Annotated in this window: 22 protein-coding genes and 1 pseudogene; 8 read left to right on the top strand and 15 right to left on the bottom strand. The window is 62.0% G+C overall.

What is annotated here, in order from left to right; all coding sequences use genetic code 11:
• The 3 genes from DTP52_RS12520 (at position 1) to cmoB (ending at position 2,425) form a co-directional block, all read left to right on the top strand.
• Complete coding sequence (locus tag DTP52_RS12520; protein ID WP_109753641.1) at positions 1 to 636, top strand: lysoplasmalogenase; 636 nt, start codon at positions 1 to 3, stop codon at positions 634 to 636.
• A 92-nt stretch (positions 637 to 728) separates the two neighbouring features.
• A complete protein-coding gene (gene cmoA, locus DTP52_RS12515; RefSeq protein ID WP_109753640.1) occupies positions 729 to 1,472 on the top strand; it encodes a carboxy-S-adenosyl-L-methionine synthase CmoA in 744 nt (247 codons plus the stop codon).
• Positions 1,469 to 2,425 (top strand): tRNA 5-methoxyuridine(34)/uridine 5-oxyacetic acid(34) synthase CmoB, encoded by a 957-nt coding sequence (gene cmoB, locus DTP52_RS12510; RefSeq protein WP_109753639.1) that lies wholly within the window; start codon positions 1,469 to 1,471, stop codon positions 2,423 to 2,425. Before cmoA ends, cmoB begins: the two co-directional genes overlap by 4 nt.
• A 158-nt stretch (positions 2,426 to 2,583) precedes the next feature.
• On the opposite strand, the gene tadA is transcribed toward cmoB, so the two are convergent.
• The 5 genes and pseudogenes from tadA to DTP52_RS12485 all read right to left on the bottom strand — a co-directional run bounded on the left by tadA (position 2,584) and on the right by DTP52_RS12485 (position 6,330).
• A complete protein-coding gene (gene tadA / locus DTP52_RS12505) occupies positions 2,584 to 3,081 on the bottom strand; it encodes a tRNA adenosine(34) deaminase TadA (RefSeq protein WP_060739067.1) in 498 nt (165 codons plus the stop codon).
• Entirely contained in the window at positions 3,081 to 4,457 is a 1,377-nt protein-coding gene (locus DTP52_RS12500; RefSeq protein WP_109753638.1) for a multicopper oxidase family protein, read from the bottom strand. The genes tadA and DTP52_RS12500 overlap by 1 nt, the downstream gene beginning before the upstream one ends.
• Positions 4,458 to 4,610: 153 nt before the next feature.
• Positions 4,611 to 5,018, bottom strand: coding sequence for a DUF6632 domain-containing protein (locus DTP52_RS12495; RefSeq protein WP_109753637.1), 408 nt, complete (start codon positions 5,016 to 5,018; stop codon positions 4,611 to 4,613).
• 86 nt (positions 5,019 to 5,104) lie between these two features.
• Positions 5,105 to 5,389: pseudogene (locus DTP52_RS12490) on the bottom strand (hypothetical protein); the annotation flags it as partial.
• Positions 5,390 to 5,415: 26 nt separating this feature from the next.
• A complete protein-coding gene (locus DTP52_RS12485) occupies positions 5,416 to 6,330 on the bottom strand; it encodes an SDR family oxidoreductase (RefSeq protein WP_109753636.1) in 915 nt (304 codons plus the stop codon).
• A gap of 104 nt (positions 6,331 to 6,434) precedes the next feature.
• Between DTP52_RS12485 and DTP52_RS12480 the strand changes: the two genes are divergently transcribed.
• Positions 6,435 to 7,046, top strand: a complete 612-nt coding sequence (locus DTP52_RS12480) for a TetR/AcrR family transcriptional regulator (protein WP_109753635.1) — start codon at positions 6,435 to 6,437, stop codon at positions 7,044 to 7,046.
• Positions 7,047 to 7,187: 141 nt separating this feature from the next.
• Here the strand turns inward: DTP52_RS12480 and DTP52_RS12475 are convergent, their stop codons facing one another.
• Entirely contained in the window at positions 7,188 to 7,970 is a 783-nt protein-coding gene (locus tag DTP52_RS12475; RefSeq protein WP_109753634.1) for an SDR family oxidoreductase, read from the bottom strand.
• Positions 7,967 to 8,293, bottom strand: a complete 327-nt coding sequence (locus tag DTP52_RS12470; protein WP_109753633.1) for a nuclear transport factor 2 family protein — start codon at positions 8,291 to 8,293, stop codon at positions 7,967 to 7,969. Before DTP52_RS12470 ends, DTP52_RS12475 begins: the two co-directional genes overlap by 4 nt.
• A gap of 101 nt (positions 8,294 to 8,394) precedes the next feature.
• On the opposite strand from DTP52_RS12470, the gene DTP52_RS12465 reads away from it, so the two are divergent.
• Positions 8,395 to 9,306 carry a LysR family transcriptional regulator gene (locus tag DTP52_RS12465; RefSeq protein WP_109753632.1) on the top strand — a complete coding sequence of 304 codons (912 nt, stop codon included), beginning with the start codon at positions 8,395 to 8,397 and terminating at the stop codon, positions 9,304 to 9,306.
• Between the two features lie 179 nt (positions 9,307 to 9,485).
• Here DTP52_RS12465 and guaA read toward each other — a convergent pair whose 3' ends face one another.
• From guaA to DTP52_RS12445, 4 genes are all read right to left on the bottom strand, one after another.
• The gene (gene guaA, locus DTP52_RS12460) at positions 9,486 to 11,063 is read right to left on the bottom strand and encodes a glutamine-hydrolyzing GMP synthase (RefSeq protein ID WP_058542542.1); all 1,578 of its coding nucleotides are present in this window, start codon (positions 11,061 to 11,063) and stop codon (positions 9,486 to 9,488) included.
• Between the two features lie 79 nt (positions 11,064 to 11,142).
• Positions 11,143 to 12,612, bottom strand: coding sequence for an IMP dehydrogenase (gene guaB / locus DTP52_RS12455; RefSeq protein WP_109753631.1), 1,470 nt, complete (start codon positions 12,610 to 12,612; stop codon positions 11,143 to 11,145).
• A gap of 269 nt (positions 12,613 to 12,881) precedes the next feature.
• Positions 12,882 to 13,430 carry a sugar ABC transporter ATPase gene (locus DTP52_RS12450; protein WP_109753722.1) on the bottom strand — a complete coding sequence of 183 codons (549 nt, stop codon included), beginning with the start codon at positions 13,428 to 13,430 and terminating at the stop codon, positions 12,882 to 12,884.
• A 70-nt stretch (positions 13,431 to 13,500) separates the two neighbouring features.
• Positions 13,501 to 14,268 (bottom strand): sulfite exporter TauE/SafE family protein, encoded by a 768-nt coding sequence (locus DTP52_RS12445; RefSeq protein ID WP_109753630.1) that lies wholly within the window; start codon positions 14,266 to 14,268, stop codon positions 13,501 to 13,503.
• Positions 14,269 to 14,497: 229 nt separating this feature from the next.
• Here DTP52_RS12445 and xseA point away from each other — a divergent pair, with 229 nt between their 5' ends.
• The 3 genes from xseA (at position 14,498) to leuA (ending at position 18,846) form a co-directional block, all read left to right on the top strand.
• Entirely contained in the window at positions 14,498 to 15,877 is a 1,380-nt protein-coding gene (xseA, locus tag DTP52_RS12440) for an exodeoxyribonuclease VII large subunit (protein WP_109753629.1), read from the top strand.
• Between the two features lie 3 nt (positions 15,878 to 15,880).
• Positions 15,881 to 16,702, top strand: coding sequence for a peptidoglycan DD-metalloendopeptidase family protein (locus tag DTP52_RS12435; protein ID WP_109753628.1), 822 nt, complete (start codon positions 15,881 to 15,883; stop codon positions 16,700 to 16,702).
• Between the two features lie 464 nt (positions 16,703 to 17,166).
• Positions 17,167 to 18,846 (top strand): 2-isopropylmalate synthase, encoded by a 1,680-nt coding sequence (leuA, locus tag DTP52_RS12425; RefSeq protein WP_109753627.1) that lies wholly within the window; start codon positions 17,167 to 17,169, stop codon positions 18,844 to 18,846.
• Positions 18,847 to 19,052: 206 nt separating this feature from the next.
• On the opposite strand, the gene DTP52_RS12420 is transcribed toward leuA, so the two are convergent.
• From DTP52_RS12420 to der, 4 genes are all read right to left on the bottom strand, one after another.
• Complete coding sequence (locus tag DTP52_RS12420; protein WP_109753626.1) at positions 19,053 to 19,472, bottom strand: hypothetical protein; 420 nt, start codon at positions 19,470 to 19,472, stop codon at positions 19,053 to 19,055.
• A gap of 65 nt (positions 19,473 to 19,537) precedes the next feature.
• Positions 19,538 to 20,332 carry an amidohydrolase gene (locus tag DTP52_RS12415; RefSeq protein WP_109753625.1) on the bottom strand — a complete coding sequence of 265 codons (795 nt, stop codon included), beginning with the start codon at positions 20,330 to 20,332 and terminating at the stop codon, positions 19,538 to 19,540.
• Positions 20,320 to 21,468 carry a pyridoxal phosphate-dependent aminotransferase gene (locus tag DTP52_RS12410; RefSeq protein ID WP_109753624.1) on the bottom strand — a complete coding sequence of 383 codons (1,149 nt, stop codon included), beginning with the start codon at positions 21,466 to 21,468 and terminating at the stop codon, positions 20,320 to 20,322. The genes DTP52_RS12415 and DTP52_RS12410 overlap by 13 nt, the downstream gene beginning before the upstream one ends.
• A 245-nt stretch (positions 21,469 to 21,713) precedes the next feature.
• Positions 21,714 to 23,186, bottom strand: coding sequence for a ribosome biogenesis GTPase Der (gene der / locus DTP52_RS12405; RefSeq protein WP_063322847.1), 1,473 nt, complete (start codon positions 23,184 to 23,186; stop codon positions 21,714 to 21,716).
• Positions 23,187 to 23,203: the final 17 nt, after the last annotated feature.

The following is a 23,203-nucleotide window of genomic DNA, read 5'->3' as shown; positions in this document are numbered from 1 at the left end:
GTGGGTTGGCTGATCCTTGCACTGATGGGCGCAGCCACTTACCTGTACGGCCTGGCCATGCACGCCACGCTGCTGTGTCTGCTGGTCAAGCCTATGCCGGTGCTGGCCCTGCTCGGTTGGCTGCACGATGCGCCGCCAGGCGAGTATCGGCGCTGGATCAGCCTCGGGCTGATTTTTTCGCTGGTGGGCGATGTGTTACTGGCCTGGCCGGGGGATCTGTTCGTGTTCGGCCTTGGCGCGTTTCTGCTGGCGCACCTGGCTTACCTGAAAGCTTACCTGAGCGACTGTCACCGTCCGGCGCTGCTGCCATTGGCCCTGGCCTTGGGCATCGGCGCAGTGCTGTTGGGGATACTGCTGTCGAGCGGTCTCGGGCCGTTGCTGGTGCCGGTGATTGTCTACGGCCTGGCTATCAGCGCCATGCTCTGGCGAGCCCTGGCACGGTTGGGTACCGAGGTGCCGAAACGCTCGGCCTGGCTGGCCGCCGCCGGGGCGCTGGCCTTTGTGTTTTCCGACAGCCTGATCGGCATCAACCGGTTCATACAGCCCTTCCATGCCGCGCCTTATCTGATCATCATCAGTTATTGGCTGGGCCAATGGGGCATCACGGCGTCAGCGTTCCCGCAAAAGCAGCGCTGAACAAAGATCAATGTGGGAGCGAGCAAGCTCGCTCCCACCGGTTTTTTGGTTAAAATGCCGGCCTTTTCACCACCCATGCCGCTGGAACCGCCGTGAGCAAAGAACCCGATCGCCTATTCGCCCAACCCCTGGCCCAAGTGCCGGACTTCGCCTTCAACGAGGACGTGGTGCGGGTGTTTCCGGACATGATCAAGCGTTCGGTGCCGGGTTACCCGACCATCGTCGAAAACCTCGGCGTGCTCGCCGCGCAATTCGCCCAACCCAATAGCGTGCTCTATGACCTGGGTTCGTCCCTGGGTGCGGTGACCCAGGCCCTGCGCCGCCACGTGCGCACCGACGGTTGCCGTGTCATCGCTGTGGATAACTCGGCGGCCATGGTCGAGCGTTGCCGCGAATACCTCAACGGCCAGGACTCGATGTTCCAGGAGTTGCTGCCCGTTGAGGTGATCGAAGGCGACATCCTCGCCCTGACGTTCCAGCCCGCCTCGGTGGTGGCGCTGAACTTCACCCTGCAATTCATCGCGCCGGACCAGCGCACCGCGCTGTTGAGCCGCATTCGCCAGTCGCTGCTGCCCGGCGGCGCCCTGATCCTGTCGGAAAAACTGCGCTTCAACGATGTCGAGGAACACGCCCTGCTCACCGACCTGCACGTGGCGTTCAAGCGCGCCAACGGCTACAGCGAGCTGGAGATTGCCCAGAAACGCAGCGCCATCGAAAACGTCATGAAGCCCGATAGCCTCGAAGAACACCGCGAACGCCTGTTGGCGGCCGGGTTCTCGAAAGTCGTGCCGTGGTTCCAGTGTCTTAACTTCGCCTCGTTGATTGCCCTGCCATGATCGATCTGTCTCCCCTCGCCCGCCGCCTGGCCGGTACCCCCTTGGCCGATTGGGCCGCGACCCTGCAGACGCAACTCGACAGCAAAATGGAAAAAGGCCATGGCGACCTGGAGCGCTGGCAGAACGCTCTCGACGCCTTGCCAATGCTGCAACCGACTGAAATCGACCTGCTGAACGGGCTGACCCTCGACACCGATTGCTCTGACGAAACCCGGGCACGAATGCGCACGGCGTTGATGGGCCTGTCGCCGTGGCGCAAAGGGCCGTTCGACCTGTTTGGCGTGCACGTGGACACCGAATGGCGCTCGGACTGGAAGTGGTCGCGGGTCGCACCGCACCTGGATCTCAAAGGCAAGCGCATCCTCGACGTGGGCTGCGGCAATGGTTACTACATGTGGCGCATGCTCGGCGCCGGGGCCGACACGGTGATCGGCGTCGACCCCAACTGGCTGTTCTTCTGCCAGTTCCAGGCCGTGCAGCGTTACCTGTCACAGCCCAATGCCTGGCACTTGCCATTCCCCTTCGAAGCGTTGCCCGCAGAGCTGGAAGGCTTCGACACGGTGTTCTCCATGGGCGTGTTCTACCATCGCCGCTCGCCGATCGAACACCTGCTGGCCCTCAAGGACTGCCTGGTCAAAGGCGGCGAACTGGTGCTGGAAACCCTGGTAATCGAAGGCGACGAACATCAGGTGCTGGTGCCCGAGGACCGCTACGCGCAGATGCGCAACGTGTGGTTCCTGCCCTCGGTCCCGGCCCTGGAACGCTGGCTGCACCGCGCCGGGTTCAGCGATGTGCGTTGTGTGGACGTGAGCCTGACCACCGTGGAAGAACAGCGCAGCACCGAGTGGATGAAATACCAGTCGTTGAGTGACTTCCTCGATCCCGCCGACCACAGCAAGACCATCGAAGGACTGCCGGCACCAATGCGGGCAGTGATTGTGGCGCGGAAATAAATCGCCCCGCTGTGTGCAAGCTTCTGTGGGAATGAACCTGTGGGAGCAAGGCTTGCCCGCGATGGCGGCACCGCGGTCTATAGCAAGACCGCGTTATCGTTCATCGCGGGCAAGCCTTGCTCCCACAGAGATTCACTCCCACATTAGGGGGAAAGGTGTCAGTCTGAGGATTTGGCTCTACGGGCCTTGAAGAACTCACTCAACACCGTGCTGCATTCTTCAGCCAGCACCCCGCCTTCGAACATCACCCGATGGTTCAGGAAACCCTGGCTGAAAAACTGCCCCTGGCTCTGCACGATCCCGGCCTTGGGCTCCAGGGCGCCGTAGACGACCCGGGCGATACGCGAATGGACGATGAGGCCGGCGCACATGCTGCAGGGCTCCAGCGTCACATAAAGGGTACTGCCGGGCAGGCGATAGTTGCTCACCGCCTGGGCGGCGGCGCGGATGGCGACCATTTCCGCATGGGCGCTGGGGTCGTGGCCGCTGATCGGGCAGTTGAAGCCGCGCCCGATGATCTCGCCATCCTGCACCAGCACCGCGCCCACCGGCACTTCGCCCAGGGCCGCGCCCTGTGCGGCGAGGGCCAGGGCTTCGCGCATGAAGTCCTGGTCACGGCTGCGGTCGATGATTCTGGCGGGGCGAATCTGGCGCATCAAGCCACCTCGATGGCGGCCATCAGGCCGGTTTCCATGTGGTCGATGACATGGCAGTGGAACATCCACACCCCCGGATTATCCGCCACCAGCGCCACCTGCGCCCGCTCGTTCTTGCCCAGCAGGTAAGTGTCGGTGAAGTACGGCACGACCTTGTGCCGGTTCGATGCAATCACCTTGAAGCTCATTCCGTGCAAATGGATCGGATGCTGGTACTGGGTCATGTTCTTCAATTCGAAAATGTAGCTCTGGCCTTTTTTCAGCGTGGCGATTGGCCGGTCGGCGCAGGTCTTGTCGGTGATGTCCCAGGCTTTGCCGTTGATCTGCCACAGACTCGGCGGCTTGCCATTGTCGACGTTGACCGACACCGAGCCGACCCATTCGAAATTGAAGTTGAGTTTCTCGGCATTGGCCAGGTCCGGCTCGGACACCGGGTTGGGTGGCAGCGCCGGCGGCCACTGGGTCGGTGCGTCACTGTTAGGCACCGAACGCAAAGTCCCCAGGCGCACCGGGCCATTGCGCAACGACAGCTCTTCCCCGGCCGGCGGCGCCTTGATCGCCAGGCAAATGCGCATGCCCGGGCCAAGCCAGTATTCCTTGCCCAGCGGGCGCGGTTCGACGGGGTTGCCGTCCAGCGCATAGATCTGCGCTTCAACGCCTGGAATATTGATCCGGTAGGTCAGGGTGTTATCCAGGTTGAGCAAACGCACCCGAGTGATCTGCCCGGCCGGCAGCTCAATCACCGCCTCCGGCACGCCATTGATGGTCGCCAGGCGCCCGGCCGTGCCACCTCGCGCGGCTTCGCGAGGAATGCTGAATGCCACGAACTGGCCTTGCTCGTCCACATGCCAGCTCTTGAGACTCAGGGTTTGTTCGTACTTGAACCCGGTAGGCTCGCGCTCTTCGATGATCAGCGGCCCCACCAGCCCACGCCCGAGCTCCTCGCTGCTGTTGACGTGGGGGTGATACCAATAGCTGCCGGCATCCGGCACGCGGAACTTGTAATCGAAATACTCGCCCGGCAGAACCGGCAGTTGCGAGACATACGGCACGCCGTCCATCTCCAACGGCAAACGGATCCCGTGCCAATGAATGGTGGTGGCAACCGGCAGGTGATTGATGAAGCGCACCCGCAACCATTCGCCCTGGCGCACCCGGAGCTCGGTGCCCGGCGCCGACGGGCCAAAGGCCCAGGCCTGGGTCTTGTGCCCGGCCACCAGCTCGACGTCCAGGGGCGCCGCGATCAATTCATAGTCATGGCCGGCCTCGGCATCCGCCATCTTGCCCAGCCAATACCGCGAAGCACCTCCCGCACCCACACCAACGACAACAAGACCGGCCAGGCCACCGAGTATTTGGCGACGGGTAAAGGACATGAACGCAAGCACCTCTTGAATCCGCGGCGAACCGTTGGGCCCGCAAAAGGCGAATACGATACACCCGCAGATGAGAAACAGTAAGGGCGGCGAAAATGAAAAAAGCCTCATGGAAGTTATCCACAAGGCCTTGGATTACCGCCGCACTGAGGGTCAATCAGGCAGCAAATGCGCTTTCTCGCCCCGCGGTGTTAAGAATGCCAGCACCACTGCGACAATGAGCAACGTAGGCACATCGCCCAATAGATGGCCGTACTGGCTTGCCCCGTCCATCCCGATGCCAAACGACTGCACAGCCATGATCGCGCCATGCACGACGCTCGACCACACCGTGAACCAGATCAAGCTCAGGTGTTTCAGCGGATCGCGGGATGCCAGCAGCAGGAACACACCGAGCGTCGCATAGATGCCGACCATCATCAGCGGATAATCGGAATGGCCGCTGTGCCACGCCCAACCGGACGGCCACAGAACCATCAACGGCCAGAACGCGAAGACGGCGATCAGACCGACTACGATCAAGACGATGCGCAAGGCGGCAAGTTTTTGAGTGTCATTCATGGCAGGCTCCTTATTGCGACCTGTTCATCGCCGCAATGGGTGCCGAGAGTATAGAACTCATCTGGGACGCATACCTTGCTATCCCCCCCGACTAAATCAGGCGCAACCTCGATCAGTCTGGCCGATGGCACTGCGCGGCGAACGTCGCTCAGCGCACTAAGCACGGCTTCAACCGCGTCAGGCGCATCGCGCGTGAACTCAAGCGCAAGCCGCCCCGGCTGCCCGATGCCTACCAAGGCATCATCGCAGCCCGCTTCACCCAGCCGCTCGACCAGTTCATCCGGAGCGCAGCCATCGTCAGCAAGCTGATATTTCAAGGTATTCTGGCCGTCGGGTACTGCCGGAAGGCGCGATTGGCAGTCGCGAAGCATAGACAACGTATTTGTACAGGGTTGGTTTACCGAAAGACCGCTTCCGTAAGCCCTTGCGATTCAATCCACAGCCTCGCAGCGACGCTCGCATCCAGTGCTTGCGCAGGAATCTTGGCAACGGCCGGATAGCCGCGTATTTCGCCGAACCTGTCCGGGCCGTAATAGACACCGCCTTGAGCCTGCGGTGAAGTCGCGGCGAAGATGGTCGGCAACGCCCCCTGCGCTGCCGGCTGGAACAGGAACCACATGTAACGACGAGCCATACCCGGAACGCTCCATGCGCCGGCGCCATTGGGCAACAGATCGGTGCGCGAAATGCCAGGATGGGCAGCGATGCTCTGGATGCCCCAGCCCGCAGCATCGCTGCGGCGTTGCAATTCAAGGGCGAACATCAGGCAAGCGAGTTTCGATTGGCTGTAAACCGGCATCGGCCTGTAGCTGCGCTGAGCTTGCAGATCATCGAAGTTGATCGTGCCGCTTCGAGCGGCGACGCTTGAAAGGCTGACCACGCGCGGCTTGTTGCCCTTGCGCAACAGCGGCAGCAATTGGGCCGTCAAGGCGAAGTGACCCAGGTAGTTCGTGCCGAACTGCAACTCGAATCCGTCGCAAGTCACCTGACGCTTCGGCGGCGCCATCACTGCCGCGTTGTTGATCAGCAAGTCCAGGCTGTCGCGCGAACTCCGCAGACGCTCACCAAACGACTCGATGGATTCGAGGCTGGCGAGGTCCAGTGCCCCGAAAGTCACATTCGCGCCGGGAACACTTTGGCGAATCTGATCGACTGCCGCCGCCCCTTTCGACGGATTTCGACCTGCGATGATGACATTCGCACCGGCCCGGGCCAGTGCCAGCGCGTCTTGGAATCCAAGGCCGCCAGTACCGGTGACGACCGCCGTACGGCCGCGTTGGGAAGGGATGTCGGAAACTGTCCAGTGGGTCATGATCCTTGCCTGTCGAGAAGTTGAAATATACACTAGGTGCATATAAATATGCACTCAGTGCTAACTCTGCTGCACTTAGTGCAGAAATGCAACAGGCCATTGGAATGTCAGAATCCTTCCCCCCCGCAGATGCAGCACCCACAGAAGGCTTGCGCGAAAGCAAGCGCCGCGAAACACGCCAGCGCATCGCCGAGGCCGGCCAGCGCCTGTTCCTCGCCAACGGGTACGAAGGCACAACGCTGGACACCATCGCGGCAGCGGCTGGCATCTCGCGCCGCACGTTTTTCTCGTACTTCAAATCGAAGGACGACATCATCTTGTTCTGGCAGGACGCCGATTCGGCCAGGCTGATTGCCGATCTGCTGAAGACATCGCCCGACGTACCGCCACTCGATGCTGTTCGCGATGTGATGGTCAAGCACATCGCGCGCTATACGACCGAGCAGATGACAGCCGTGGACAATCTCATGCGTTCGAGCGAGTCGCTTCTTGCGCGCAAGCAGGCGTACTACGCGGAACAGGAGCAAGCGCTGTTCAACGCGCTGTGTGAGGTCTGGCGGCAGCCTGAGCGGCGGTTGGCCCTTCGGATGGTGGCTGTGGTGTCCGTCGGTGCGATGAGACTCGCGCTTCAGGCGTGGCGGGATCAGACCGGCCAGCGAAAACCGGTGGCCAAATTCCTGGAGGACGCCTTTGACAGTTTGAGAGCAGAGCTTTGACTGTAGCGACGGGGCGTTTGCGGGTGGACATTGATACCGGACGCGGCAGACCTGCCACGTCCGGTTCGGGAAAGCCTCGGCGCCTGCCGGGGCCATGCTGCGAGGTCACGCGCCCCGTGTTCAGCCAGTCGCGGCTGTGGGCTAAAGAGTCGGAACGGTGCCGCCGTCGATCCGATACTCGGACCCTGCGATCGAAGCGGACCGAGGGGACGCCAGGAAGGCGATCAAATCGGCCACCTCTTGTGGTGTGGCCGGTCGGCCCACTGGAATTCCTCCCAGCCAATCCATGACGATTTTCTTGCCGCCCTCGTAATCCGTTCCGGCGTCTGCCGCCATCCGCTGCGCAAACGCTACGGAAGCCTCAGTCTCAATCCAGCCCGGCGCAACGCTCAGCACGCGAACGCCCTTCGGCGTCACCTCTCTCGCCAGAGACTTGCTGTAGGTCGTGAGGGCCCCCTTGGCTGCGGCGTAGGCGGTGGTGGACTCGGGCAAAGGCAGCACGCGCTGGATGGAGCTGACGTGGATGATGACGCCGGAGCCCTGAGCCAGCATCGCAGGCAGCAACGCACGATCCAGGCGCACGGCAGGCATCAAGTTCAGGTTCAGCTCGGCGAACCAGTGCTCATCACTGATCGCGGCGAAACCGCCACCGGGGGTCTTCGAACCGCCGAGCACGTTGATCAGGATATCGACGCCGCCCCAGTCCTGCAGGACGGTCTGAGCAAGGTGATTCGTACCTTGCGCCGTCGACAGATCGGCAGCCACGTAGGTGACGCCCTCCACCGGCTCCGCTGGCAAGGTGCGCGCGGATGTCGCCACCCGAGCGCCGGCCTCCACAAGGGTTTTCACGACTGCAGCGCCAAGGCCCAGCGTGCCGCCGGTGACCAATGTCCGCAGGCCATTCAGATGAAGGTCGAAGCTCATGCCGTGATCTCCAGCGATGCGATCAGGCCGCGTTCAAGGCGAAAGCGGTAGGACAGGACGATCGGGCTGCCAGGGAAGTTGCCGGTGACGTTGGCGCGGACAAGTTGAAAGCCGTCCTCTCCCTCAATGGCGAATGGCACGCTCGTCGCGCTGTACTTGACCGATGCCTCGGCCATAAAGGCCTTGATGGCGTTGATGCCCGTGTAGGTACGGCCGTCGTCCTTCATGACGGCTTGCGCGGTAAAGCAACGCGCCAAGGCGTCAGGGTTGTGTTCGGCCGCGAAGTACGCGGCAATAGGCTCAGGAAGGGTCAAGGTGTTCAATTTTTGGCTCCATGGGGTCAGCGAAGGCCTCAGGATGCGCGTCTACTTGAATTCAGTGAATACGCTATAATCTTTATAGGTTGCTTAGGAAACGATACATAATGCGCGGATCCGACTTCGCTGAACTGAAGGCCTTCGTAGCCGTCGTGGAACGCCAGAGCTTTGCCCGAGCGGCAGAGCATTTGGGCCTATCGCCGTCGGCACTCAGCCAGACCATCCGGCAACTCGAAGGCCGCATCGGCGCTCGCCTTCTGAATCGCACAACTCGAAGCGTCGCGCCATCGGCCAGTGGCGAACTGCTCTACAGGCGCATAGCGCCATTGTTTCGGGAGATGGCTGCTGCAGTCGCCCAAGCCAGTGAGGCGACAGGACAGATGAGCGGCACGCTTCGCATCAACACGCTGGGGATCGCAGCGCGGACCATCATCGCGCCCCGGCTTTCACGCTTCCATCAAGCACACCCTGACGTGGTTCTCGACATCGTGGTCGACGACGCGCTCGCCGATATCGTCGCGGGCCGCTTTGATGCGGGCATCCGCGTGGGTGGGCAGCTCGAGAAAGACATGGTTGCCGTCCGCCTCACGCCGGACCTGAACATGGTGGCCGTGGCCTCCCCGGACTATATCGCCCGTAGAGGAACCCCCAAGTCGCCCGCCGATTTGCATAACCATACATGCATCAACTGGCGGCTCCAGATGGACGGCAGGCAATATCGCTGGGAGTTCAAGAAACGAGGGCAAAGACTCGAAGTGGCGGTGGACGGCCCCGTCGTCACCAATCATGCTGACATCGGCATTGCTGCTGCGCTGAACGGGCTCGGCATTGCCTATCACTTTGAGCGAGATGGCGTGGGCGAGCTCTTGACCCAGGGGCGGCTGGTCCAGGTCCTGCCGGACTGGTCGATTTCGCGCCCGGGGCTGTTCCTCTACTATCCGAGCCGCCAGCATCGACCAGCCCTTCTAGGGGCGTTCATCGACTGTCTCCTGGATCGAAAACCGTTCGATCAGCTCTAGGCCCCCAGGAAGGGTCACCATAGCGTCGGCAAACAGCATGGAGTGGGCTATGGAAAACACGGTCTCGGCGATGCACAAAGCGGCCAGAACTGGCCAGCCCAAAAAAGCCAAAAGCCCGCAATTACGCGGGCTTCAGGGCATTTTCTGCTAATGGGTGCCGGACAATGCCGGGCGCCCCATCATTCCCACTCAATCGTCGCCGGCGGCTTGCTCGACACGTCATACGTGACGCGGGAGATGCCTTCGATTTCGTTGATGATGCGTCCGGAAACGGTTTCCAGCAGCTCGTACGGCAGGTGTGCCCAGCGAGCGGTCATGAAGTCGATGGTTTCCACGGCACGCAGGGCCACGACCCAGGCGTAACGACGGCCATCGCCAACCACGCCCACCGATTTCACCGGTTGGAACACCACGAAGGCCTGGCTGACCTTGTGGTACCAGTCGGCCTTGCGCAGTTCTTCGATGAAGATGTGGTCGGCGCGACGCAGCAGGTCGGCGTATTCCTTCTTCACTTCACCGAGGATCCGCACGCCCAGGCCCGGGCCCGGGAATGGGTGGCGGTAGACCATGTCGTAGGGCAGGCCCAGTTCCAGGCCGAGGCGACGTACTTCGTCCTTGAACAGTTCGCGCAGCGGCTCGACCAGCTTGAGGTTCATCTCTTCCGGCAGGCCACCGACGTTGTGGTGGGACTTGATCACGTGGGCCTTGCCGCTCTTGGCGCCGGCCGACTCGATCACGTCGGGGTAGATGGTGCCCTGGGCCAGGTACTTGATGTTGTCCAGCTTGCAGGATTCGGCGTCGAACACGTCGATGAAGGTACGGCCGATGATCTTGCGCTTCTTCTCCGGGTCGGACTCGCCGGCCAGGTTGTTCAGGAACTGCTCTTCGGCGTTGGCGCGGATCACCTTGACGCCCATGTTCTCGGCGAACATGGCCATCACTTGCTCGCCTTCGTGCAGGCGCAGCAGGCCGTTGTCGACGAAGACGCAGGTCAACTGGTCGCCGATGGCCTTGTGCAGCAGCGCCGCGACCACCGAGGAATCCACACCGCCGGACAGGCCCAGCAGCACATTGTCGGTACCGACCTGGGCGCGCACCTGGGCGATGGCGTCTTCAGCGATTTTCGACGGGGTCCACAGGGCTTCGCACTCGCAGATGTCGAGGATGAAGCGCGACAGGATCCGGCCACCTTGCTTGGTGTGGGTCACTTCCGGGTGGAACTGCACGCCGTAGTAGCGACGATCATCGTTGAACATACCGGCAATCGGGCAGCTCGGGGTGCTGGCCAGGATGTGGAAGTCTTCCGGCATCTTGGTGACCTTGTCACCGTGGCTCATCCATACGTCCAGGCCGAACAGGCCGTCGGCGTCGACGTGGTCCTCGATGCCGTCCAGCAGGCGGCTCTTGCCGACCACATCGACGCGGGCATAACCGAACTCACGCAGGTCGGAACCTTCGACCTTGCCGCCCAGTTGTTCAGCCATGGTCTGCATGCCGTAGCAGATACCGAAGACCGGCACGCCCAGGTCGAACACCGCTTGCGGGCAGCGCGGGCTGTCGGCTTCGTGCACGGACTCGGGGCCACCAGCGAGGATGACGCCTTTAGGCGCGAATTCGCGAATCGCTTCGTCATCCATGTCGAACGGATGCAATTCGCAGTACACGCCGATTTCACGCACGCGGCGGGCGATCAGCTGGGTGTACTGGGAACCGAAGTCGAGGATCAGGATGCGGTGAGCGTGAATGTCGAGGGCCATGACTCATTCTCATGTAGTGAATCAGAAACAACTCGGGGCTGAATGAACAGCCCCGGTGATTAACGTTTTGCTGGAAGCCTTAACCTACGCGGTAGTTCGGCGCTTCCTTGGTGATCTGCACGTCGTGGACATGGGACTCGGCCATACCGGCACCGGTGATGCGCACGAATTCCGGCTTGGTGCGCATCTCTTCGATGTCCGCGCTGCCGGTGTAACCCATGGAAGAACGCAGGCCGCCCATCAGTTGATGGATGATGGCGCTCAGGGTGCCTTTGTACGGCACGCGACCTTCGATACCTTCCGGCACCAGCTTCTCGGCACCCGCGGAGGAGTCCTGGAAGTAACGGTCGGAAGAGCCCTGGGCCTGGGACATGGCGCCCAGCGAACCCATGCCGCGGTAGGCCTTGTAGCTACGGCCCTGGAACAGTTCGATCTCGCCCGGTGCTTCTTCGGTACCGGCGAACATCGAACCCATCATCACACAGGAGGCACCGGCGACGATGGCCTTGGACAGGTCACCGGAGAACCGGATGCCGCCGTCGGCGATCAACGGTACGCCAGTGCCTTCAAGGGCAGCGGCGACGTTGGCGATGGCGCTGATCTGTGGCACGCCGACACCGGCGACGATGCGGGTGGTGCAGATCGAGCCTGGGCCGATACCGACCTTGACCGCGTCGGCGCCGGCTTCGGCCAGGGCCTTGGCCGCAGCGCCGGTGGCAATGTTGCCGCCGATCACCTGCACTTCCGGGAAGTTCTGCTTGACCCAGCGAACGCGGTCGATCACGCCTTTGGAGTGACCGTGGGCGGTGTCGACCACCACCACGTCGACGCCGGCATTGACCAGGGCGGCGACACGATCACCGGTGTCCTTGCCGGTGCCGACCGCAGCGCCGACGCGCAGACGACCCTGGTCGTCCTTGCTCGCCAGCGGGTAGGCCTTGGCTTTTTCGATGTCGTTGACGGTCATCATGCCCTTGAGGGCGAATTTGTCGTCGACGATCAGCACGCGCTCGATGCGGTGCTTGTGCAGCAATTCACGAACTTCGTCCTTGCTGGTGCCTTCCTTGACCGTGACCAGGCGCTCTTTAGGCGTCATCACTTGGCGGACGGTGGCATCCAGGCGGTTCTCGAAACGCACGTCGCGGGAGGTGACGATGCCGACCAGGTCGCCATCGTGCAGCACCGGCACGCCGGAGATGTTGTGCATGCGAGTCAGTTCGAACAGATCCCGGACCGTGGCATCAGCCTCGATGGTGATCGGATCCTTGACCACGCCAGCCTCGAACCGCTTGACCTTGCGCACTTCGGCGGCCTGCTGTTCGATGGTCATGTTCTTGTGGATGATACCGATACCACCTTCCTGGGCCATGGCAATGGCCAGACGGGCTTCGGTCACGGTGTCCATGGCGGCGGAAACCAGGGGGATATTCAGTTCGATGCCACGGGTGAGACGGGTTTTGAGACTGACTTCGTTAGGCAGTACCTCGGAATAACCGGGCACTAGGAGAATGTCGTCGAAGGTCAGAGCTTCTTGGCTGATACGCAGCATCGCGGGGGCTCCCGAGCGGGAAAATGGAAGCGCGCCATTATACTCATGGACCCCGTCTGGCTCAATGTAAAACTCTGTCTATTATTGGCGGGGTGATTGACGGGCTAAATCACTGCACTCCGACCATACGCCGAACCCGTGGCGAGGGAGCTTGCTCCCGCTCGGTTGCGCAGCGACCGCAAACATCTCAGGGCCGCTTCGCAGCCCAGCGGGAGCAAGCTCCCTCGCCACAGGGGTTGTGTATTCATCGCCCCAGTGTGTGTTGCTCGCTACAACTCCACCTTCACCCAACTCACCGGCTGATCCAGCCAATCGGCGAATTCATCCAGAAACGCCTGCTTGAACCCCGCCTCCAGCCAGTTGTTGAAGATGAACCCCAGGTTGGAAAAGCCACAGGGCTGCAGAAACAGAAATCCATTGATGTCATCTTCATGGCCACATTCGGGACAAGTGAAGTTGTCGGTGCGCGCCGGCATCCAGTCTTCCAGGCTCTCGAACAGCGCTTCGCCGATTTCCTTACGGCACTCGGCGCAGCCGGCCTCTTCGAGAAAGCCCTTGGCCGGCGTATAGATGCAACGCTTGGTGATGATCTCCAGGCCATTGATCGACTCACCGAACGGCAAGGCTTCGGGGTGCATGACCACTTCGCGGGCACCAGGGGCGATGGCGTGGGCCATGCGATTGCCGGTGCGCCCGCAGGTGGTCAGCTGTTCTTCGACGATATTCTTGCGCACCAGCCAGCGCACGATCGCCCGGGCCCGTGGCTCGTGGACCGGCAGGGTGGAAATTTTCGGAACGATGATGCTTTGCGAGTTCATGGCGAGGCCTGGCTGTTTCCCTGGCAGGGTCTGATCGAAGGCCGGCAGCTTAATCCCTGGCGGGGCCAGGTCAAGCACTCAGGTAGCGCACGATCAACGCAAGGCCGCTGGCAAGCACCAACCAGGTGACCAACTGCACGAACGCCTCTCGCGACATCTTCATGGTCAAGCGCCGCCCTACCCACAACCCCAGCGCCATGGCCGGCAACAAACACAGCGCCAGTACCAACAAGGGTAGCTCGGCATACACCCCGGCCACGATAAACAGGCTCAAGCGCACCACCGTGCTGCAACTGATCAAGGCACTTTGCGTGGCGCGGGCCGCGTCCTTCGGCAGACGGCTGTTCAGGTAGATCGCATATAAAAAGCCGCCGCTGCCAAACAATGCGCCGAACATCCCGCCCACCGTGCCCATCGGGAACGCCCACAGCGATGACAGCTGCTTCGGCCGGGTTTTTATCGACAGGCTATAGATCGCATAACTGCTGATGAACAGCCCCATCAACAGCAACAACAGGTCGGACTTGAGGTTGAGCAGGAAAATCACCCCCAGGGTGCAGCCCACCGCCATGCACGGCAGCAACCGCAACAGTTCAGGCCGAGACACGTCCCGGCGCGATGGCAACAGGTTGCCGAAGGCCGCGACAAAATCGAGCAAGACCAGCAACGGGATGATTTTCGACAGTGGCATGAACAGCAGCAGGACGGGGGCGGCCACCAACGCCGTGCCGAACCCGGCGATGCCGAACACGATGTAGGCCAGGGTGATGGCCAGGCCGATCACCAGCCATTGCGTTGGCGCGAATGCCCATTGGCCTAACCATGACAGAAGATCCATTGTCGACTTCCTTGGTGACGAAGGGGGCGACTTTAGCCAGATCCAGGGCGACACATCCAGCGTTTGTGGTGACTGACCCATTGCAATCGCGAGCAGGCTCGCTCCCACAGGGGATCTGTGTCGCAGCGAAGATCCAGTGTGGGAGCGAGCCTGCTCGCGATGCAGACGACTCGGTCTAATTGTCTGCACGCATGGAGATTCATCGGCGAATGCCCTTATCATGCCGCCCATGATTAAAGATCCCTTTGCCCGACTGGGCCTGGACCGCGAGGTCCTGACTGTCAGCCAGCTCAACGGCCGCGCGCGGGTGTTGCTCGAAGACGTGTTCAGCAACATCTGGGTCGAGGGCGAGATCTCCAACCTTGCCCGCCCGGCGTCCGGCCATGTGTATTTCACCCTCAAGGACAGCGGCGCCCAGGTGCGCTGCGCGCTGTTCCGGCAGAACGCCGCGCGGGTGCGCCAGGCCTTGAAGGACGGGCTGGCGGTGAAGGTGCGCGGCAAGGTCTCGCTGTTCGAGGGCCGTGGCGACTACCAACTGATCCTCGACACCGTGGAGCCGGCCGGCGATGGCGCCCTGCGCCTGGCCTTTGAGGCGCTGAAGGAAAAGCTCAGCGCCGAAGGCCTGTTCAGTGCCGAGCGCAAGGTGCCGCTGCCGGCCCACCCGCAACGCATTGGCATCATCAGTTCGCCCACCGGCGCGGTGATCCGCGACATCATCAGCGTCTTTCGCCGCCGTGCGCCGCAGATATCCCTGACCTTGATTCCCACCGCAGTGCAGGGCCGCGAAGCCACCGCGCAAATCGTCCGCGCCCTGAAACTGGCCGATGCCCGTGGCTTCGATGCGCTGATCCTGGCCCGGGGCGGCGGTTCGCTGGAAGACTTGTGGTGCTTCAACGAAGAGGCCGTGGCTCGGGCGGTGGATGCCTGCGTCACGCCGATCGTCAGCGCCGTGGGCCATGAAACCGACGTATCTATCAGCGATTTCGTCGCCGACGTGCGTGCCCCGACCCCGTCCGCCGCCGCCGAATTGCTGGCACCGGATGCCGGCGACCTGGTGCGCCGGGTCGAAAGCCTGCATCGCCGGCTGGTGATGCGCATGCGCGACCGGTTGATGCGCGATCAACTGCGCCTCGAAGGCCTCACCCGGCGCCTGCGTCATCCCGGTGAACGCCTGCGCCAGCAAGCCCAGCGCCTCGACGACCTGGACATGCGCCTGCGCCGGGCCTTCGAACGCAGCCTCAATACCCGCCGCGAACGCCTGATCCGCCTGGAAACCCGCCTGGCCGGGCAACACCCGGGCCGGCAACTGACATTGCTGCGCCAGCGCCTGGACAGCCTGGCCGAACGCCTGCCCCGGGCCATGCGCGAAGGCCTGAAAACACGCCGCGTGCAATTGCACAACCAGATGCAGACGTTGCACATCGTCAGCCCCCTGGCGACCCTCGGTCGGGGCTACAGCATTTTGCTCGACGAGCGCGGCCATGCCATCCGTAGCGCCGGGCAAACCCAGACCGGCCAACGCCTGACTGCCAAGCTGGGCGAAGGCGAACTGCTGGTGCGGGTCGAAGACAATCACCTGACGCCGGTCACCCTTTCTTTACTGGATTGATTCATGCCGCGATATCTCGCCCCATTGCTCTTGCTGTGCCTGACCTTCAACGCCCACGCCGACAGTTACATCTCCCGCCTGTTGAACAAACCGGTGCCCGGCGGCGTCGCTGTGGTGGACCTGGGCAGCGCAGCCAAGGCGCCGAAGGCCAGTTACCAGGGCAAACCGGTGTTGGTGGTCAAGGAACAGGACAACTGGCTGGCGATTGTCGGCATCCCGCTGACGGTCCAGCCCGGCACTCAGCAGATCAGCAGTGGCGGCAGCACCCAACCGTTCGTGGTCGGCTATAAAAAGTACCCTGAGCAACACATCACCCTGAAGAACAAACGCCAGGTCAACCCGAACCCGGCGGATCTCAAGCGCATCGACGCCGAACTGGCCGTGCAACTGAAGGCCTACCGCAGCTTCAGCCCGAACATCCCCAGTAACCTGCTGCTGGACAAACCGGTCAACGGCCCGCTGTCGAGCAAGTTCGGCGTGCGCCGGTTCTTCAACGGCGAAGAACGCAACCCCCACGCCGGCCTGGACTTCGCCGTGCCCGCCGGCACGCCGATCAAGACCCCGGCCGCCGGCAAGGTGATCCTTACCGGCAATTACTTCTTCAATGGCAACACGGTATTCGTCGATCACGGCCAAGGCTTCATCAGCATGTTCTGCCACATGTCGAAGATCGACGTGAAAGTCGGCCAGCAACTGGCCCGCGGCACGGTGGTGGGCAAGGTTGGCGCCACCGGTCGGGCGACCGGGCCGCACATGCACTGGAACATCAGCCTGAACGATGCGCGGGTGGATCCGGCGATTTTCATTGGCGCGTTTCAGCCCTGAGTTTTTGCGGTGAGGCTACTGGCCTCATCGCGAGCGGGCTCGCTCCCACATTTGGATCTCTTGTAAATACAACATTGTGCCCAACAGAAATCCCTGTGGGAGCGAGCCTGCTCGCGATGACGGCAGCCATATCACCGCGACTCCAGGAATTGCCAAGCTCTAAACATCAACGCAATTCACAAGACAAATATTCGAGATATGAGCGATTAAATCTCGCAAACCTCCGCAAAAACAGAACTTCTCTCAATTTTTTCCGACTGCTTGCGATCCGCCCCTCACGCGGTTAGGGTTGAGGGCATGAAAACCTCTCACACCCTCATCCAGCTTCGCCAGCACCGCAGCCTGTGCCTCGTCAGCGCACGACTGCCGGGCTGAATCGCGGCACCTCGTCCCGGCTGCGAAGCCACCCCATTCGAACCACCGGCAGGCCGCCTTTTTCCGGCCACGACAATAAGGATTTCCCCATGAGCATGCTCAAAGACCCGTCTTCCAAATACCGCGCCTTCCCGACCATCAACCTGCCGGATCGCACCTGGCCGTCGAAGACCATCACCGCCGCGCCGATCTGGTGCAGCTCCGACCTGCGCGACGGCAACCAGTCGCTGATCGAGCCGATGGACGCGGTCAAGAAGCTGCGCTTCTGGAAAACCCTGGTCGCGGTGGGCGTGAAGGAAATCGAGGCGTCGTTCCCAGCCGCTTCGCAGACCGATTTCGACTTCGTGCGCACTCTCATCGAAGAAGGCCACATCCCGGACGACACCACCATCCAGGTGCTGACCCAGGCCCGTGAAGACCTGATCGCCCGTACCTTCGAGTCCCTGCGCGGCGCGAAAAAAGCCATCGTCCACCTGTATAACGCCACCTGCCCGTCGTTCCGCCGCATTGTGTTCAACCAGGACAAGGAAGGCGTGAAGGAAATCGCGGTGAACGCGGCCAAGCTGTTCGTCAAATACGCCGCGCAGCAGCCGGAAACCCAGTGGCAGTTCGAGTATTCGCCAGAAACCTTCAGCGCCACCGAGCTGGAGTTCGCCAAGGAAGTCTGCGACGCGGTGATCGAAGTGTGGAACCCGACGCCCGAGCGCAAGGTGATCCTCAACCTGCCCGCCACCGTGGAAGTCGCCACCCCGAACATCTACGCCGACCAGATCGAGTGGTTCCACCGCAACATCACTCGTCGTGACAGCGTGCTCATCAGCCTGCACACCCACAACGACCGTGGCACCGGCGTGGCCGCCACCGAGCTGGGCCTGATGGCCGGCGCCGACCGTGTCGAAGGCTGCCTGTTCGGTAACGGCGAGCGCACCGGTAACGTCGACCTGGTGACCGTGGCACTGAACCTTTACACCCAGGGCATCGACCCTGAGCTGGACTTCTCCGACATCGACGGCGTGCGCAAAGTGGTCGAGGAATGCAACCAGATCCCGGTGCACCCGCGTCATCCGTACGTTGGCGACCTGGTTCACACCGCGTTCTCCGGCTCGCACCAGGACGCCATTCGCAAAGGTTTTGCCCAGCAGAAACCGGACACCCTGTGGGAAGTCCCGTACCTGCCGATCGACCCGGCCGACATCGGCCGCAGCTACGAGGCGGTGATTCGCGTCAACAGCCAGTCCGGCAAGGGCGGTATCGCCTACCTGCTGGAACAGGAATACGGCATCAGCCTGCCGCGTCGCATGCAGATCGAGTTCAGCCAGGTGGTGCAGCGCGAAACCGATCGCCTGGGCCTGGAAATGACTGCCCAGCAGATCCACGCCCTGCTCCACAGCGAGTACCTGCAAGCCAACACCCCGTACGCGCTGGTCAGCCATCGCCTGCAGGAAGAAAACGGCCACAGCGCCGTGGAAGTGGAAGTGGCGAGCAAAGGCCAGGGCGAGACCAACCTGCACTGGCGCGGCAAGGGCAACGGCGCGCTGGAAGCGCTGGTGGCCGGGCTGCCAATTCCGGTGGAGATCATGGACTACAACGAACACGCCATCGGCGCCGGCACCAATGCCAAGGCGGCGGCGTACATCGAACTGCGGGTCAACGGCGAGCGTGCGGTGCACGGCGTGGGGATCGATGAAAACATCACCACGGCGAGCTTCAAGGCGCTGTTCAGCGCGCTGAACCGATCGCTGAGCCAGCCAGAGGCCAAGGCGGCCTGATCCACCGATGAAATACAAAAGGCCCCGGGGTGTGAACCTCGGGGCCTTTTGTTTGGCTGATGTTATTGCGCTGGCTGTTCCGACCTCATCGCGAGCAGGCTCGCTCCCACACTGGATCTTCAGTGGGGCCGAAATCCTGTGCCCACCTCAGACTCCCTGTGGGAGCGAGCCTGCTCGCGATGGCGGCCTCTCAGGCAACCGAGATGTCAGGCATGGGTATCGATCGAAACGGTCATCGCCTGCAACAGCGCGGCCTGCAAGGTCTGCAAAGTCGCTTGGGTCGCCATGATCTGGGTCTGAATCGCCATGGTTTCCTGGGCTTTCTGCTCCTCATCAGCCCGGCTTTTTTGTACCCGAGCCAGCTGAGCTTGCTGTTCGGCCAGCAACTTCTCGGTCTGCTCGATCTGCTTCTTCAGTTGTTCGATAACATCGCCGCTGCCACTGCTGCCGCCCGCACCTGCGATATTCGCGCCGCTGGTGTCGACTTCCAGCTTCTTGTCCTTGTCTTCGCTGCTGTCAGCCGATGCCACTGGACTGACCGCTTTCTCCTCTTCAGCCCCGCGAATGGAGACTTTAGGGGCTGACAATGGGTAAGGGTTTACGGTGGTTGCGCTGATACTGGTCATAGGGACTTCTCTCCTTGGCTGACCGGTTATCGGCACGCAACACTGCTCCTTGAGGCTGAATCGTTTCAATTCGTGAATTCGAAGCGATCGGCATCCAGGTTCGCCGGAAACCGCGTGCGATAGGCCGCCAGGTCCGCCGCCTTCAAACACACCGTGAACACCCCATCGGCCTCGCCGGCGCTGAGCAGGGTCTCGCCCTGGAAATCCAGCACCTGACTATCACCGGTGTAGGCAAAACCCTTGCCGTCGGTGCCGATGCGGTTGACCGCCGCCACGTAGCACAGGTTCTCGATCGCCCGGGCCGGCAGCAGCCGGTTCCAGTGCATACGCCGCGCGCCGGGCCAGTTGGCGGTGTACAGCAGCAGGTCGGTGTCCTCGGCATCGCGGCTCCACACCGGAAAGCGCAGGTCGTAGCAGATCAGCGGACGAATGCGCCAGCCCTTGAGTTCGAACAGCACCTGGCGGTCACCCGGCGTGTAGTGATTGTGTTCCCCCGCCATGCGAAACAGATGACGCTTGTCGTAATGCAGCACCTCACCGTCCGACCGCGCCCAGAGCAGGCGATTGCGATGGCTGCCGTCAGCGGCCTGGATGATCACACTGCCGGTGATCACCGCATCCAGCTTCGCGGCTTGGGCCTTGAGCCATTGGCGTGTCGGGCCGTTCTCCGCTTCCGCCAAGGTCTCGGACTCCATGGAAAAGCCCGTGGTGAACATCTCCGGCAGGATAATCAGGTCCGCGCCACGCGCCTGCTCCAGCAAACCTTCGAAATGCTCCAGGTTGGCCCGGCGGTCGTGCCAGGCCAAGGTGGTCTGGACCAAGGCGATATTGAGGTCGGGCAATGTGCTCAGATCACGCATAGTTTTTCCGCCGCTTCGCGCAGCGTCTCCTCGCGCTTGGCAAAGCACAGGCGCACCAGGCGCTGGCCTTGTGGTGGGTTCTGGTAGAACACCGAGATTGGAATCGTTGCCACGCCGTGCTCGCGGGTCATCCACACCGCCATGTCGACGTCGTTCAGGTCCGGACGGATTTGCGAATAATCCACCAACTGGAAATAAGTGCCGGCCACCCGCTTGAAGCTGAACCGCGACGGCGCCAGCAGATCGCAGAACAAGTCGCGCTTGGCCTGGTAGAAGTCCGGCAGTTCATCGACGTGTTCCGGATGTTCGGCCATGTAGTCGGCCAGGGCGTATTGCAACGGCGTCACGCCGCAGAAGCTGACGTACTGGTGCACCTTGCGCAGTTCCGCCGTCAGGGCCGCTGGCGCCACCACGTAGCCGGTTTTCCAACCGGTGACGTGGTAGGTCTTGCCGAACGAACTGACCACGAAGGCGCGCCGGTACAGCTCCTCATGGGCCAGGACGCTGGCGTGGGCGACGCCGTCGAACACCAGGTGTTCGTAGACCTCGTCGCTGACCAGGTAAATGTCGCGGTCTCGAATCAGCGCCGCCAACTGGTCCAGTTCAGTGTGGCTGATCAGGGCGCCGCTGGGGTTGTGGGGGCTGTTGAGAATGATCATCCGCGTGCGCGGGCTCAGGGCTTGGCCGAGCTTTTCAAAATCGATGGCGAAGTCATCCAGGCCCAATGGCACGTGCACGCAACGCCCACCAGCCAATTGCACGGCAGGTTCGTAGCTGTCGTAGCTGGGGTCGAAGACGATCACTTCGTCGCCGCTGTGCACAACGGCCGCAATGGCACAGAAAATCGCCTGGGTCGCGCCGGGGGTCACGGTCACTTCCTGATCGGCATCGACGCTGACGCCATAACTGCGGGCAATCTTCGCCGCGATCTGCTCGCGCAGCGCCGGCAAGCCGGTCATGGGCGAGTATTGGTTATGACCTTGAGCAATGTGCCGGCCAACTGCATCGCGCAGGGCCTGCGGACCATCGAAATCGGGAAACCCCTGGGACAGATTGAGCGCGCCGGTCTGCGCGGCGAGCTGGGACATCTGGGTGAAAATAGTGATGCCGACATTCGGCAACTTGCTGGTGATCATCGAGGGTTCCCTGGTCTGCACCCGGCTCAGGTGCGGCGCGGGAGAGCTCGAGGATAGCCCAATCGCCGGGCATGAAAAAGGGTGCCACACAGGGCACCCTTTTCATGCTGAATACTCATGCCTGTGGGAGCAAGGCTTGCCCGCGATGAACGATAACGCGGTTCAGCTGTTACACCGCGGCGCGGTCATCGCGGGCAAGCCTTGCTCCCACAGATCAACATCCCAACTTTCAGATCCAGACTGGATCAGCGCTTGTCGCGACGCTTCTTGTCAGCCTTCTTGTGGTGCGACATCAAGCGGCGCTTCTTGTTGACCTGGCGGTCGGTGAGCGTGTTCTTGTTGCCTTCATACGGGTTCTCACCGCCCTTGAACTCGATGCGGATCGGCGTGCCGACCAGCTTCAGGACGCGGCGATAGGTGTTTTCCAGGTAGCGGACGTACGACTTGGGCACCTTCTCGATCTGGTTACCGTGAATCACGATAATCGGCGGGTTGGCACCACCCAAGTGGGCGTAACGTAGCTTGATCCGGCGGTTGTTGACCATCGGTGGCGCGTGCTCGCCTACCGCGTCTTCGAGGATCTGGGTCAGGCGGTTGGTCGGCCAACGGGTGACCGCCGACTTGAACGAGTTCTGCACCGACGCATAGAGGTTGCCCACGCCGGTACCGTGCAGGGCCGAGATGAAGTGGATGTCGGCGAAGTCGACGAAGAACAGCCGACGCTGCAATTCGACCTTGACGAAATCCCGCTCGCTCGGCGTCATGCCGTCCCACTTGTTGATCGCGATGACCAGCGCACGACCGGCTTCCAGGGCGAAGCCCAGCAGGTTGAGGTCGTGATCGACCACGCCCTCGCGGGCGTCCATCACGAAGATCACCACGTTGGCGTCTTTGATCGCCTGCAGGGTCTTGACCACGGAGAACTTTTCGACTTCTTCGTGGATCTTGCCGCGCTTGCGCACACCGGCCGTGTCGATCAGCGTGTACTTCTCTTCGTTACGCTCGAAGGGAATGTAGATGCTGTCACGGGTGGTGCCAGGTTGGTCGTAGACGATGACCCGGTCTTCACCGAGCATGCGGTTGACCAGCGTCGACTTGCCCACGTTCGGGCGGCCGATGATGGCGATCTTGATCCCGTCTTTTTCGCTCGGGCCCGGAATGCGCTTGGCTTCCTCGCCTTCGGCAACGATCTCTTCCTCGCCCTCTTCCGGTTCTTCCACGTCGTCCTTCGGGAAGCTCTCCAGAGCGATTTCCAGCATCTGGGTGATACCACGGCCGTGGGCACCGGCGATCGGGATCGCCTGACCCATGCCCAACGGGGCGAACTCGGCGCGAGCCATGTCCGGGTCGATGTTATCGACCTTGTTGGCGACCACATAGGAACGCTTGTTACGTTTGCGCAAATGCTCGGCGATCATCTGGTCGGCGGCGGTAAAACCGGCCTTGGCGTCTACCAGGAACAGCACCACATCGGCTTCTTCGATGGCGAGCAGCGACTGCTCGGCCATTTTTTCGTCCATGCCGTGTTCATCACCGGAGATGCCGCCGGTGTCGACCAGAATATAGGTACGCCCTTGCCACTTGGCCTCACCGTATTGGCGATCACGGGTCAGACCGGACAAGTCGCCGACGATGGCGTCGCGAGTCCTGGTCAGGCGATTGAACAAGGTGGACTTGCCGACGTTCGGTCGGCCCACCAGGGCGATTACGGGAACCATGCGGCTCTCCACTTCGT

Origin of the sequence: Pseudomonas sp. 43mfcvi1.1 (genome assembly GCF_900115935.1) — a bacterium.
GTDB lineage: Bacteria > Pseudomonadota > Gammaproteobacteria > Pseudomonadales > Pseudomonadaceae > Aquipseudomonas > Aquipseudomonas bijieensis.
This window is presented reverse-complemented; position numbering and strand designations above follow the sequence as displayed.